At 72.5% G+C, this 12,951-nt stretch carries 12 protein-coding genes and 1 rRNA gene; 2 read left to right on the forward strand and 11 right to left on the reverse strand.

What is annotated here, in order from left to right:
- Together BMX74_RS35495 and BMX74_RS35500 are read right to left on the reverse strand one after the other, a co-directional pair.
- Nucleotides 1-201, reverse strand: a 16S ribosomal RNA gene (locus tag BMX74_RS35495); the annotation flags it as partial.
- Nucleotides 202-705: 504 nt separating this feature from the next.
- The gene (locus tag BMX74_RS35500) at nucleotides 706-1,311 is read right to left on the reverse strand and encodes an HAD family hydrolase (protein ID WP_177227643.1); all 606 of its coding nucleotides are present in this window, start codon (nucleotides 1,309-1,311) and stop codon (nucleotides 706-708) included.
- A 31-nt stretch (nucleotides 1,312-1,342) separates the two neighbouring features.
- Between BMX74_RS35500 and BMX74_RS46380 the strand changes: the two genes are divergently transcribed.
- Nucleotides 1,343-2,776, forward strand: a complete 1,434-nt coding sequence (locus BMX74_RS46380) for a glycosyltransferase family 39 protein (protein ID WP_305728680.1) — start codon at nucleotides 1,343-1,345, stop codon at nucleotides 2,774-2,776.
- A 438-nt stretch (nucleotides 2,777-3,214) separates the two neighbouring features.
- Here BMX74_RS46380 and tyrS read toward each other — a convergent pair whose 3' ends face one another.
- Nucleotides 3,215-4,480 carry a tyrosine--tRNA ligase gene (gene tyrS, locus BMX74_RS35510; protein WP_055505475.1) on the reverse strand — a complete coding sequence of 422 codons (1,266 nt, stop codon included), beginning with the start codon at nucleotides 4,478-4,480 and terminating at the stop codon, nucleotides 3,215-3,217.
- A gap of 136 nt (nucleotides 4,481-4,616) precedes the next feature.
- Here tyrS and BMX74_RS35515 point away from each other — a divergent pair, with 136 nt between their 5' ends.
- Complete coding sequence (locus BMX74_RS35515; protein WP_055505476.1) at nucleotides 4,617-4,967, forward strand: PH domain-containing protein; 351 nt, start codon at nucleotides 4,617-4,619, stop codon at nucleotides 4,965-4,967.
- Here the strand turns inward: BMX74_RS35515 and BMX74_RS35520 are convergent.
- From BMX74_RS35520 to argC, 8 genes are all read right to left on the reverse strand, one after another.
- A complete protein-coding gene (locus BMX74_RS35520) occupies nucleotides 4,907-5,728 on the reverse strand; it encodes a DNA-3-methyladenine glycosylase (protein ID WP_091104937.1) in 822 nt (273 codons plus the stop codon). The genes BMX74_RS35515 and BMX74_RS35520 overlap by 61 nt on opposite strands.
- The gene (argH, locus tag BMX74_RS35525) at nucleotides 5,710-7,131 is read right to left on the reverse strand and encodes an argininosuccinate lyase (RefSeq protein WP_082535339.1); all 1,422 of its coding nucleotides are present in this window, start codon (nucleotides 7,129-7,131) and stop codon (nucleotides 5,710-5,712) included. The genes BMX74_RS35520 and argH overlap by 19 nt, the downstream gene beginning before the upstream one ends.
- 145 nt (nucleotides 7,132-7,276) lie before the next feature.
- A complete protein-coding gene (locus tag BMX74_RS35530; protein WP_082535340.1) occupies nucleotides 7,277-7,771 on the reverse strand; it encodes an arginine repressor in 495 nt (164 codons plus the stop codon).
- Between the two features lie 8 nt (nucleotides 7,772-7,779).
- On the reverse strand, nucleotides 7,780-8,700 hold the full coding sequence (argF, locus tag BMX74_RS35535; RefSeq protein ID WP_091104939.1) for an ornithine carbamoyltransferase: 921 nt from the start codon (nucleotides 8,698-8,700) through the stop codon (nucleotides 7,780-7,782).
- The gene (locus tag BMX74_RS35540; protein ID WP_055505481.1) at nucleotides 8,697-9,863 is read right to left on the reverse strand and encodes an acetylornithine transaminase; all 1,167 of its coding nucleotides are present in this window, start codon (nucleotides 9,861-9,863) and stop codon (nucleotides 8,697-8,699) included. Before BMX74_RS35540 ends, argF begins: the two co-directional genes overlap by 4 nt.
- Nucleotides 9,860-10,747 carry an acetylglutamate kinase gene (gene argB, locus BMX74_RS35545; RefSeq protein WP_055505482.1) on the reverse strand — a complete coding sequence of 296 codons (888 nt, stop codon included), beginning with the start codon at nucleotides 10,745-10,747 and terminating at the stop codon, nucleotides 9,860-9,862. The genes BMX74_RS35540 and argB overlap by 4 nt, the downstream gene beginning before the upstream one ends.
- Before the next feature lie 5 nt (nucleotides 10,748-10,752).
- Nucleotides 10,753-11,904, reverse strand: coding sequence for a bifunctional glutamate N-acetyltransferase/amino-acid acetyltransferase ArgJ (gene argJ / locus BMX74_RS35550; protein ID WP_055505483.1), 1,152 nt, complete (start codon nucleotides 11,902-11,904; stop codon nucleotides 10,753-10,755).
- Nucleotides 11,901-12,923, reverse strand: coding sequence for an N-acetyl-gamma-glutamyl-phosphate reductase (gene argC / locus BMX74_RS35555; protein ID WP_055506273.1), 1,023 nt, complete (start codon nucleotides 12,921-12,923; stop codon nucleotides 11,901-11,903). Before argC ends, argJ begins: the two co-directional genes overlap by 4 nt.
- Nucleotides 12,924-12,951 lie beyond the last annotated feature (28 nt).

The raw sequence follows: 12,951 nt of genomic DNA on the forward strand, positions 1-12,951 counted from the left end.
CCACCACCACCAGATGCCTGGAGTGGTCGTATCCGGTATTAGACCCAGTTTCCCGGGCTTATCCCAGAGTCAGGGGCAGGTTACTCACGTGTTACTCACCCGTTCGCCGCTCGAGTACCCCGAAGGGCCTTTCCGCTCGACTTGCATGTGTTAAGCACGCCGCCAGCGTTCGTCCTGAGCCAGGATCAAACTCTCCAAACAATGTTTGAAGCTGGTTGAATCCCAACCAAAAGGAATCCGTCATTAATGACGGGGTGTTACATGATAATCATGCACTGGCTTTAAGCACACTGTTGAGTTCTCAAGAAACGGACGCGTACTTCCTTGTTCGACTCTTCGAGAGTCTCGCTCGGAGGCGCTTTCTCGTTACTTCTTCATTTTATCCGCTCTTCCGAATTCGTGTCAAATCTTTGCGATTTGCTCTGAATTCCTCGGACCGGACCCCCGTAACTTACCCCGGCTTTCCCGACGTGTCGAATCAACCGATTATTCGGTGCTTCGGCGCGCCCGAAAAGCCTCCTCGAACCGGGGACGCGCGGAGGCGCCTCAGCCGAGTGGCTCGTCATTTCAAGGGGCTTGCCCTGGGGCCCGTCCGCCTGATCGGCGTCCGGCTCACTCCCGGGGCGAAGTGAAAGATTAGGTCGCGATTCGCCGGACGTCAAATCCCCACGGCGACCCGCGTGTCCCGCCCGGCGTAACCGCAGGTCAGCGGGCGGGTGTGTCCTCACGGACCAGTCTACGCACCTGCCCGGCAGAAGTGAACACCTCGGCCGTCATCCCCGCTTCCCTGGCGGCCCGGACGTTGGTCTCGTTGTCGTCGAAGAAGAGCACCTCGCCGGGATCGGCGCCGACGCCCTCCGCGCAGATCCGGTACGCGCGCGGGTCGGGCTTGGCCACGCCGATGCGGCACGAGAACGTCAGGGAGGAGAAGCGCCCCAGCCACTGCGCGTGCCCCGACTCCCACACGGGGACGAGGTCCTCGACGATGTTCGAGAGCAGCCCGAGCCGGTGGCCGGCGTCGGCGAGCTCGTGCACCAGGGCCACCATGGCGGGATCGACGTGGGACCAGCTCTCCAGGTCCGCGCTGATCAGCGCCGGCACGTCGGCGAACCGCGCGCCCAGCCGGTCGGCGACCGCCGCCCAGTACCCTGCGCTGTCCTGCCCGGCGTCGTAGGCGGGGCGGCAGGCCCAGTACGCCTCCCAGAACGCCTCCCCGGAAACCCCCGCCAGCTCGACGAGGTAGCGCCGCGCCTGCTCCGGCTGGGTCCTGGCGATGACGCCGTACAGGTCGAACACGATCACTCGGGCCACGGCTCCGAGCCTACGCGCATATCCTGCCTCGGTGACCACTGCCGCCACGCTCGCTCCTCCTGTCCGGCCGGCCACGAAAGCCCGCTCGTCGCTCCCCTGGTGGGCGGCGCTCCTCGCCGGGGCGGCCGCGTTCTCCGGCAACGGCGCCGCGACGCTCAACGGCGACGAGATCGCGACCATCAGCGCCGCCTCCCGCTCCATCGGCGGGCTGTGGGAGCTGGCGCGGCACATCGACGGGCATTTCCTGCCGTACTACCTGTTCATGCATGTCTGGTCGATGGCCGGGACGTCGGAGCTCTGGCTGCGGCTGCCCTCGGCGCTGGCCGTCGCGGTGGCGGCGGGGTTCCTCGTGGACCTCGGCCGGCGGGTGCACAGCACCAGAGCGGGCCTGGTGGGGGCGGCCGTCTTCGCGCTGTTGCCTTCGGTGTCGTACTACGGGGCGTTCGCCCGGTCCTACGCGTTCGCGGCGGCGGCGGTCGTCCTGTCGTTCTGGGCGCTGCACCGGGCGGTGGAGCGGCGCGACGCGCGCGGCTGGGTGACGTACGGGATCGCGGTGGCGCTGGTGTGCTGCACCCACCTGTTCGCCGTGCTCACGCTGCCCGCCCACCTGGCGCTGGCCCGCAGGGACGTGCTGGCGCGGATGCTGCCCGCGCTCGCCGTGGGCGGCGTGCCCGCGGCGGTGCTGGGCCTCGTCGGCTTCGGCGAACGCCACGCGATCAGCTGGATCCCGCAGCGCGGGCCCGAGGTGCTGCTCAAGTTCCCGAAGATGGCGGCGGGCACGACGGTGGCGGGCGTGCTGCTGTTCACGGTGGCGCTGGCGGGGGCAGCGCTGCTGTGGCCGCGGGCGCGCGGCTGGGCCGCGGCGCTGCTCGGCTGGCTGGTGCTGCCGCCCGTGCTGCTGCTCGCGGTGTCGCACCTGGTGACGCCGGTGTACGTCGACCGCTACCTGTTCGTCACCGCGCCCGCGCTCGCCCTGCTGGCGGGAGCGGCCGTGGCCGCGCTGCCGAGGTTCGGGACGGCGGCGGGGGTGGCGCTCGCCCTGCTCGTGGTGGGGGTCTCGGTGCCCGACCACGTCGCGGTACGCGAGGAGAACGGCCGGTTCGAGAACATCCCCTGGGCCCTACGGGTGATCAAGGCGCAGCGCGACGACGCGATCGTCTACGGGCAGAGCCAGCTGCGGGCGGGGTTCGAGTACTACGCCGACTCGCTCATGCCGGTGGACGTGCTGAAGGCGGGCGACGCGCCGGCGCCGGACGGGTTCGCCTACCCGGAACGTCCCGACGTCGCCGCGGCGCTGGAGGGACGCGACCGGGTGTGGGTGGTGTGGCGCGGCACCAAGCAGGAGGGCCTGGCGGACGGCGGGCTGTCCCGGGTGGCGGAGGTGCGGCGGGCCGGGTTCGAGCCGGCGTGGGCCAAGCACTCGGCCGACCTCCCCGGCCTCACCGTGGCCCTGTTCACCCGATAGGCCCGTTCACGGGGAAAGGCCCTGGACGCACGGCAAGCCCGCCCACCCCGCAAGGCCTTGGACGCACGGCAGGCCTGCCCACCCGGAAGGACCCCCGCCAGCCGACAGGCCCCGCTCAACCGAAAGGGCCCGCCCAGCCGACAGGCCCTCTCACGCGAAGGGACCCCGTCATACGAGAGGGCCGCTCACGCGAAAGGACCTCGATCACGCGGCAGGCCCGCTCACATCGAAGGGGCCTTGGTCACGGACGGGCCCGTTCGCAGGAAGGGGCCCTGGTCACGCGACAGGCCCGTTCAGGTGAAGGGCCTTGGTCATGCGGTGCGGCCGTTCGCGTGAAACGGTTCTGCGCCCCCAAGAGAACACTCCCACCCCGGACGTGGCGAGGGGCGGCGCCCGGGTGGGCGCCGCCCCTCGGAAGGGTGGCGGGGCGGGGCCGGGTCAGCCGACCTCGACGCCGCCGATCGACTTCTTGCCGCGCCGCAGCACCATGAAGCGCCCGTGCAGCAGGTCGTCGGCGGCAGGCACGTACGCCTCGTCAGTGATCTTGACGTTGTTGAGGTACGCGCCGCCCTCCTTGACCGCCCTGCGGGCCGCCGACTTCGACTCGACCAGCCCGCTGTCGGACAGCAGGTCGACGAACGACGCGCCGAGCGCGGGGACGGCGGCCTTGGGCACCTCGGCGAGCGCGGCCTGCAGGGTGGCGGCCGGCAGTTCCTTGAGCTCGCCCTGTCCGAACAGCGCGCGGGAGGCGGCGACGACGGCCTGCAGCTCGTCGGCGCCGTGGACCATCGTGGTGAGGTCCTCGGCCAGCGCGCGCTGCGCCTCACGGGCGAACGGCCGGTCGGCGACCGCCTTCTCCAGCTCGTCGATCTCCTCGCGGGTGCGGAAGGTGAACACCTTGAGGAAGCGGACCACGTCGCGGTCGTCGGCGTTCAGCCAGTACTGGTAGAACGCGTACGGCGAGGTCAGGCTGCCGTCGAGCCACACGGCGCCGCCCGCGGTCTTGCCGAACTTCGTGCCGTCGGCCTTGGTGATCAGCTTGCCGGTCAGGGCGTGGACGTGGCCGCCCTCGACGCGCCTGACGAGGTCGACGCCGGCCGTGATGTTGCCCCACTGGTCGCTGCCGCCGAGCTGGAGCGTGCAGCCGTGCCTGCGGTACAGCTCCAGGTAGTCGTTGGCCTGCAGGATCTGGTAGCTGAACTCGGTGTAGCTGAGCCCTTCGCCGGCGAGCCTGGCGGAGACCGACTCGCGGGCCAGCATGCGGTTGACCGGGAAGTGCTTGCCGACGTCGCGCAGGAAGTCGATGGCCGACATCTCGGCCGTCCAGTCGAGGTTGCTGACGAGCGTGGCCGAGGTGGGGCCGGGCTCGAACGACAGGAACTTCTCCACCTGCACGCGGATCTTGGACACCCACTCGGCGACGACGTCCTCGGTGTTGAGCACGCGCTCGGTGCTGCGGCCGCTGGGGTCGCCGATGAGGCCGGTGGCGCCGCCGACCAGGCCGATGGGCCGGTGGCCCGCCCGCTGGAAGCGCGTGAGGATCAGCAGCGTGGCGAGGTTGCCGACGTGCAGGGACGGCGCGGTGGGGTCGAAACCGGCATAGACCGTGATCGGACCCTTCGACAGCGCCTCACGCAGGGCGTCGATGTCGGTGGTCTGCGCGAGGACGTCGCGCCATTCGAGTTCATCGAGGATGTCGGTCACGGTAGCTGGCTTTCCGATAGAGGTTCAGTGATTACAGCGTGCCCGATCGCGGCGTGTGACCGCTACTTGGATACTCTCGGGCTCCATGTGGAAGGTCCGTCGCGAGCCGGCCGTTTTGAAGATCTTAGGGGGTCTCGTGTGCGCGGGGCTCGCCGTCTACTGGTGGTCGGTGGGCGACCTGGCCGGCGTGGTGCTGGCCGTGCCCGCGGCGGTGCTGGTGGGGGCGATGGGCCTGCGGGACGTGCTCGTGCCGGTGCGGCTGGCGGCGGACGAGGGCGGCATCACGGTGGTGCACGGGTTCGCGGGCCGCAGGCGCGTGCCGTGGGACGAGGTGCGCGAGATCACCGTGGACGTTCGCACGAGGTACGGGCTGCGCAGCGAGATGCTGGAGATCGACACGGGCGACCACCTGCACGTCTTCAGCCGTCACGAGCTCGGCGCCTCCCCCACGGAGGTGGCGGCGGTGCTGCGCCGGCGCGGGACGTGAGCCCGGTACGGCGAGACGGTGGGGTCGCCGTCGATCCAGAACCGCCACGGGGTGTCCTTGGCGGTGGAGATGCCGGTGCGGGGGCCCGAGCGGATCTCGCCGGGGTGGGCGGGGCGGCCTTCGAGGACGGCGGCCGATCCGTGCGGCACGCCGGTCAGGGTGGCCGCGTGCCCGGCGGGGCCGTCGGGGGCGGCTTCCCCGGGCAGGCCGAGGGGCCGCAGCGCCGCGGCCGGGCCCTCCCAGACGGCGTCGAGGCCGTTGTGCTCGCGCGCCAGGCCGAGCGCCACGGCCAGCCTGGCGGGACCGCGGGCCAGGTCGCGTTCGGGGGCGGAACGGCGGGCCGCGGCAGCGTCGCGGCCCGGGGCGGAACCGCGGGCGACGGCAGGGTCGCGGCCGGGGGCTGAGCGGCGGGCGCGGGCCACGTCGAGACCGGCCACGACCTCGCCGGCGCGCAGCAGCACGGCCGAGCCGTGCCCTTCGGGCAGGCAGACGAGGTTGGTGCAGAAGTGCATGCCGTACGTGAAGTACACGTACAGGTGGCCGGGCGGGCCGAACATGACGGCGTTCCTCGGGGTCTTGCCCCGGTAGGTGTGCGCGGCGGGGTCCTCGCCGGGGCCGCCGTACGCCTCGACCTCGGTCAGGCGTACGGCGACGGGCCCGTGGACGAGGACGCGCCCGAGCAGGTCGGGCGCCACCTCGTGCGACGGCCGGTCGAAGAAGCTCCGCGGCAGCGGCGCGGAGCTCAGCTCCCCGCGGCCCATGCCGCCTGCGTGTCGACGGTCTCCCCCAGCGCCACGAGCTGGTCGCGGACGCGGTCGGGGGCGGTGCCGCCGTGCGCCTTGCGCGCGGCGAGCGCGCCGGGCACGTTGAGCACGTCGCGGACGTCGGGGGTCAGGTGCGGCGACACCTTGACCAGCTCGTCGTCGGTGAGGTCGCCGAGGTCCTTGTCGTTGACCTGGCACCAGACGACGAGGTGGCCGACGGCCTCGTGCGCCTCGCGGAACGGCACGCCCCTGCGCACCAGCAGCTCGGCCAGGTCGGTGGCGAGCGCGAAGCCGTCGGGGGCCGACGCCTCCAGGCGCGCGGTGTTGACCCGCATGGTGGCGACCAGGCCCGCCATGGCGGGCAGGACGAGCAGCAGGGTGTCGACCGAGTCGAACACCGGCTCCTTGTCCTCCTGCAGGTCGCGGTTGTACGTCAGGGGCAGGCCCTTGAGCGTGGTCAGCAGCGACATGAGGTTGCCGATGAGCCGCCCGGACTTGCCGCGCGCCAGTTCGGCCACGTCGGGGTTCTTCTTCTGCGGCATGATCGACGAGCCGGTGGAGTAGGCGTCGTCCATCTCGATCCAGCGGAACTCCTGCGAGGCCCACAGGACGATCTCCTCGCCGAGCCGCGACAGGTGCATGCCGATCATGGCGGCCGCGAAGAGGAACTCGGCGGCGAAGTCGCGGTCGGCGACGGCGTCCATCGAGTTGGGGGCGGCGGAGGAGAAGCCGAGCTCCTCGGCCACGGCCTGCGGGTCGAGCGGCAGCGACGACCCGGCGAGCGCGCCGGAGCCCAGCGGGGAGACGGCGGCCCGCCGGTCCCAGTCGATGAGCCTGTCGATGTCGCGCGTGAACGCGTGGACGTGGGCGAGCAGCTGGTGCCCGAACGACACCGGCTGGGCGTGCTGCAGGTGCGTCATGCCGGGCGCGGCGGTCTCGGCGTGCTGCTCGGCCTGCGCCATGAGCGCGGTCTCCAGCTCGACCAGCCTGGAGACGATGGTGCGGGCGTGGTCGCGCAGGTACAGGCGCAGGTCGGTGGCGATCTGGTCGTTGCGGCTGCGGCCGGCGCGCAGCTTGCCGCCGAGGGAGCCGAGCCGCTCCAGCAGGCCGCGCTCCAGCGCGGTGTGCACGTCCTCGTCGGCGACCGTCGGGCGGAACTCGCCCGCCTTGCAGGCCTGCTCCAGGTCGTCGAGCGCGGCGATCATGCGCTCGAGCTCCTCGTCGCTCAGCAGTGCGGCCCTGTGCAGGACCCGGGCGTGGGCCCGGGAGGCGGCCAGGTCGTACGGGACCAGGCGCCAGTCGAAGTGCACGCTCACCGACAGCCGGGTCAGCGCGTCGGACGGGCCGCCTTCGAAGCGCCCGCCCCACAGCCGCATCGGCTTGCCATCACTCACCGTCATCTCCTTCGTGTCCCCCGCGACCATAGTGCACCTCAGCCCTTCTTGCGTCCCGGGCCGCCGTGATCGGGACGGCGGGCACGGGACATTTCATGATCTTCATTGCTTGACGTGGTCGGCGGCGCGCGGCGGGCGGGCCCTGGGCGGGCTAGCTCCGCCGGTCGGCCACCTTCAGCAGCGACTCGGCGACCGCCTGCCCGCCCGCGGGATCGCGGCTGATGACGAGGATCGTGTCGTCGCCGGCCACCGTGCCGAGGATGGACTCCCAGTCGGCGTGGTCGATGGCGGAGGCCAGGAACTGGGCGGCGCCCGGGGGCGTCCTGACGATGACCAGGTTCGCCGACGCCTCGGCGGCGACGAGCAGTTCCTCGGCGATGCGGCGCAGCCGGGCGGCCGGGCTCTCCCCGGTGCCGACCCTGGCGAGCGGGATGCGGCCGCCGCCCTCGCCTGGCAGGGCGTACACGAGCGAGCCGTCCTCGGCGCGCAGCTTGAGCGCGCCGAGCTCGTCCAGGTCGCGTGAGAGCGTCGCCTGGGTGACCTCGAGGCCGCTCTCGGCGAGCAGCTTGGCCAGCTCGGGCTGGGAGCGCACGGGCTGCCGCGTCAGCAGCTCCGTGATCTTCGCCTGCCGCGCGGCCTTGGTCATCGGGATGGTCACGGGCGCGTCACCAGCCAGTGGAGGAGGGCCTTCTGGGCGTGCAGGCGGTTCTCGGCCTGGTCCCAGACGGCGCTGCGCGGGCCTTCGAGCACGTCGGCGGTGATCTCGTGGCCTCGGTAGGCGGGCAGGCAGTGCAGCACGACCACCTCGGGCGCGGCGCGCTCCAGCAGGCCGGCGTTCACCTGGTACGGGCGCAGCGCGGCGACCCGCTCCTCCTTGCCCGTCTGGCCCATCGACACCCAGGTGTCGGTGGCGATGACGTGCGCGCCCTCGGCCGCGGCGGCCGGGTCGGTCAGGGCGGCCACGGAGCCGCCGGTCTGCGCGGCGATGGCGGCGGCCCTGGCGAGGACGGCCGGGTCGGGCTCGTACCCGGCGGGGGCGGCGACGCGGACGTGCATGCCGGCCGTGGCGCCGCCCAGCAGGTAGGAATGGGCCATGTTGTTGGCGCCGTCGCCGACGTAGGTGAACGTCAGCCCGGCGGTCCTGCCGAGCCGCTCGCGCACGGTCTGCAGGTCGGCGAGGATCTGGCAGGGGTGGTAGGCGTCGGTGAGCGCGTTGACGACGGGCACGCCGGCGTGGGCGGCCATGGTCTCGACGAGTTCCTGCGCGCCGGTGCGCCAGACGATCGCGGCGACCTGCCGGCCGAGGACGCGGGCGATGTCCTCGGTGGGCTCGCCGCGGCCCATCAGGGTGGAGACGCCGTCGATGACGAGCGGCAGGCCGCCGAGTTCCCCGATGCCGGTGTGGAAGGAGACGCGGGTCCTGGCCGACGGCTTGTCGAACAGCACGGCGACGGTCTTCGGCCCCTCGAAGGGCCGGTAGCCGAAGCGGTCCTTCTTCATGGCCGCGGCCAGGTCCAGCACCTCGGCCTGCTCGTCCGGGGTGAGGTCGTCGTCTTTGAGGAAGTGCTTGGTCACTGCGCGGCCTCTTCGAGGATCTTGGGGAAGGCGGTCACGAGGGCGTCGATCTCGTCGGCGGTGACGACGAGCGGCGGCGCGATGCGCACCGCGTCGGGCTGGACCGCGTTGACGAGGAAGCCCGCGCCGGCGGCGGCGCGCTGCACCTCGGCCGCGCGCGGCTCGGTGAGCACGGCGGCCAGCCACAGGCCGCGGCCCCGCACGCCCTTCAGCAGCGGGTGGGCGGCCGACTCCAGGCCGGAGCGCAGGCGGGGGGCGACGGCGTTGACGTGGTCGAGGTCGAGGTTGTCGAGCACGGCCAGCGCGGCGGCGCAGGAGACCGGGTTGCCGCCGAAGGTGGAGCCGTGGTCGCCCTTGCCGAACAGGGTGCCGGCGGCGCCGAAGCCGACGCAGGCGCCGATCGGCAGGCCGCCGCCGAGGCCCTTGGCCAGGGTGAGGAGGTCGGGGACGAACCCGTCGGCCTGGTGGGCGAACCAGTGGCCGGTGCGGCCGATGGCGGACTGGATCTCGTCGGCCACCAGCAGGGCGCCCGTGGCGTCGCAGATCTCCCTGGCCGCGCGCAGGTAGCCCTCGGGCGGCGGGACGACGCCGGCCTCGCCCTGGGTGGGCTCCAGGAAGACGGCGATGCAGTCGCCGGTCACGGCCCGCCTGAGCGCCTCGGCGTCGCCGTACGGGACGAAGCGGACGTCCACCGGGAACGGCCCGAACTGGTCGCGGATCGACTTCTTGCCGGTGAGCGAGAGCGCGCCGATCGTGCGGCCGTGGAAGCCGTTCTCGGCGGCGACGAAGTAGCTGCGGCCCTCGCGCCTGCCGTACGTGAGCGCCAGCTTGTACGCCGCCTCGTTGGCCTCGGTGCCGGAGTTGGCGAGGAAGACCCTGGCGGGGGCGCCGAGCAGGCCGAGCAGCTTCTCGGCGAGCAGCACCTCGGGCTCGTGCACGAACAGGTTGCTGGTGTGGGCGAGGGTGGCGACCTGGCGGGAGACCGCCTCGACCAGGGCGGGGTGCGCGTGGCCGAGCGAGCTCACGGCGATGCCCGCGATGAAGTCGAGGTACTCCTTGCCGTCGACGTCCCAGACGCGGGTGCCCTCGCCGCGCGCCAGCGCCACCGGCGGGACGCCGTAGTTGGGCATGAACGCCTGCTCGAACCTGTCAAGGAGGCTCATGAGGGCATCACCATGGTTCCGATTCCTTCGTTGGTGAAGATCTCCAGCAGCAGGGCGTGGGGCACCCGGCCGTCGAGGACGTGTGCCTGGGGCACTCCTCCCCGCACGGCCGTCAGGCATGCCTCCATCTTGGGCACCATGCCGCTGGAGAGCGTGGGGAGCATCGCCTCCAGTTCGCCGGCGGCGAGCTGGGCGATCACGTCGGTGTCGTCGGGCCAGTTGGCGTACAGGCCTTCGACGTCGGTGAGGACGATCAGCTTCTGCGCCTGGAGCGCCACGGCCAGCGCGGCGGCCGCGGTGTCGGCGTTGACGTTGTAGATCTGGCCGTCCTCGCCCCTGGCGACGCTGGAGACCACGGGGATGCGGCCGTCGTCGAGGAGCGCGCGCACGGCACCGGGGTCGACCCTGACGATGTCGCCGACCTGGCCGATGTCCACGGGCTCGCCGTCGACGACGGCGTGCTTGCGCTCGGCGGTGAACAGGTGGGCGTCCTCGCCCGACATGCCGACGGCGAACGGTCCGTGCCGGTTGACCAGGCCGACGATGTCGCGGTTGACCTGGCCGACCAGGACCATCCTGACGACCTGCATGGCCTCGGGCGTGGTGACGCGCAGCCCGGCGGTGAACGTCGACTCGATGCCGAGCCTGTCGAGGTGGCTGCTGATCTGGGGGCCGCCGCCGTGCACCACGACCGGGCGCAGCCCGGCGTAGTGGAGGAAGACGATGTCCTCGGCGAAGCCCTCGCGCAGCGCCTCCTCGGTCATCGCGTTGCCGCCGTACTTGATGACGACGGTCGCGCCGTGGAAGCGCGCCAGCCACGGCAGCGCCTCGATGAGGGTGCCCGCCTTGGCGTGCGCCTCGCCCGTCCTTCCGCTCTGCCACATCTGCTTCATGACGAGTACGCCGAGTTCTCGTGGACGTACGCGGCCGTCAGGTCGGTGGTGTGGATCGTGGCCGAGTGCGGGCCGGCCGACAGGTCGATGGTGATCGTGACGTCGCGGGGGCGCATGTCCACCTTGGCGCGGTCGTCGCCGACGGCGCCGCCGCGGCAGATCCAGATGCCGTTGATGGCGACGTTGACCCGGTCGGGCTCGAACGCGGCGTCGGTGGTGCCGACGGCGGCGAGGACGCGGCCCCAGTTGGGGTCCTCGCCGTGGACGGCGCACTTGAGCAGGTTGGAGCGGGAGACGGCGCGGCCGACGGTGAGGGCGTCGCGCTCGGAGGCGGCGCCGACGACCTCGACGGCGATGGCCTTGGACGCGCCCTCGGCGTCGACGAGGAGCTGCCTGGCGAGGTCGGCGCAGACCTCGGTGACCTTCTGCTCGAACTCGGCGAGGTCGGGCTTGACGCCCGCGGCGCCGCTGGCCAGCAGCAGCACGGTGTCGTTGGTGGACATGCAGCCGTCGGCGTCGAGCCGGTCGAACGTCTTCGCGGTGGCCCTGCGCAGGACGGCGTCGAGGTCGTCGGCGGACACGTCGGCGTCGGTGGTGATGACGCACAGCATGGTGGCCAGGGCGGGGGCGAGCATGCCGGCGCCCTTGGCCATGCCGCCGACCATGTAGCCCGCGGCGCGCTTGAACGAGATCTTGCTGACGGTGTCGGTGGTGCGGATGGCGTCGGCGGCGGCCAGGCCGCCGTCGCGCGAGAGCTGCGCGGCCGCGGCGTCGACGCCGGACAGCAGCGCGTCCATGGGCAGCCGCTCGCCGATCAGGCCGGTGGAGCAGACGGCGACCTCGCCGGCGGAGTCGGACAGCGCCTCGGCCACCTTCTCGGCGGTGGCGTGGGTGTCCTGGAAGCCCTCGGGGCCGGTGCAGGCGTTGGCCCCGCCGGAGTTGAGCACGACGGCGCGCAGGCGCCCGCCCTTCAGCACCTGCTGCGACCACAGCACGGGGGCGGCCTTGACGCGGTTGGCGGTGAAGACGCCCGCGGCGGCGCGGCTCGGGCCGTCGTTGACGACGAGGGCGAGGTCGCGGGCCCCGCCGGACTTGATGCCCGCGGCGACGCCCGCGGCACGGAAGCCGAGCGGTGCGGTAACACTCATGGTGCGACTCCTGTCAGGGGGAGGCCGAGCTCTTCCGGCAGGCCGAGCGCGAGGTTGACGCTCTGGATGGCGCCCCCGGCCGTGCCCTTGGTGAGGTTGTCGATGGCGATGACGGCGACCACGCGGCGGGCGCGCTCGTCGAGCGTCACCTGCAGGGCGGCGGTGTTGGCGCCGTAGGTCATGGAGGTGGCGGGCCAGACGCCCTCGGGGAGCAGCGTGACGAACGGCTCGTCCTTCAGCGCGGCCTCGTACGCGGTGCGCAGCGACTCGCGGGTGACGCCCGGCGCGGCGGGCGCGGTGCAGGTGGCGAGGATGCCGCGGCTCATCGGGGCCAGGGTGGGCGTGAACGACACGCGCACCGGGCGGCCGGCGACGGCGGAGAGCCCCTGCTCCATCTCGGGGGTGTGGCGGTGGACGCCGCCCACCCCGTACGCGCTGACCGAGCCCATGACCTCGCTGCCGAGCAGGTGGGTCTTGAGCGAGCGGCCGGCGCCGCTGGTGCCGCTGGCGGCCACCACGACGACGTCGGGCTCGGCCAGGCCGGCGGCGAAGGCGGGGAACAGGGCGAGGAGCACCGACGTGGGGTAGCAGCCGGGCACGGCGACGCGCCTGGCGCCCTTCAGCGCCTCGCGCTGCCCCGGCAGCTCGGGCAGGCCGTAGGGCCAGGTGCCGGCGTGCTCGCCGCCGTAGAACTCCTGCCAGGCGGCGGGGTCGGTGAGCCGGTGGTCGGCGCCGCAGTCGACGACGACGGTGTCGGCGCCGAGGCTCGCGGCCACGGCGGCGGAGTGGCCGTGCGGGAGCGCCAGGAAGACGACGTCGTGGCCGGCCAGGGCCTCGGGGGTGGTGTCCTCGATGACGCGGTCGGCGAGGACGGGCAGGTGGGGCTGGTGCGCGCCGAGCCTGCTGCCCGCGCTGGACGCCGCCGTCAGGGCGCCGATCTCGAACTCCGGATGGCCGAGCAGCAGGCGCAGCAGCTCACCTCCCGCGTAGCCGCTCGCTCCCGCGATCGCCGCCCTCATCCGCGCCTCCTGCATAGCTATGCACTCA

The sequence above is a fragment of the Nonomuraea pusilla genome, from assembly GCF_900109355.1.
Taxonomy (GTDB): Bacteria; Actinomycetota; Actinomycetes; order Streptosporangiales; family Streptosporangiaceae; genus Nonomuraea; species Nonomuraea pusilla.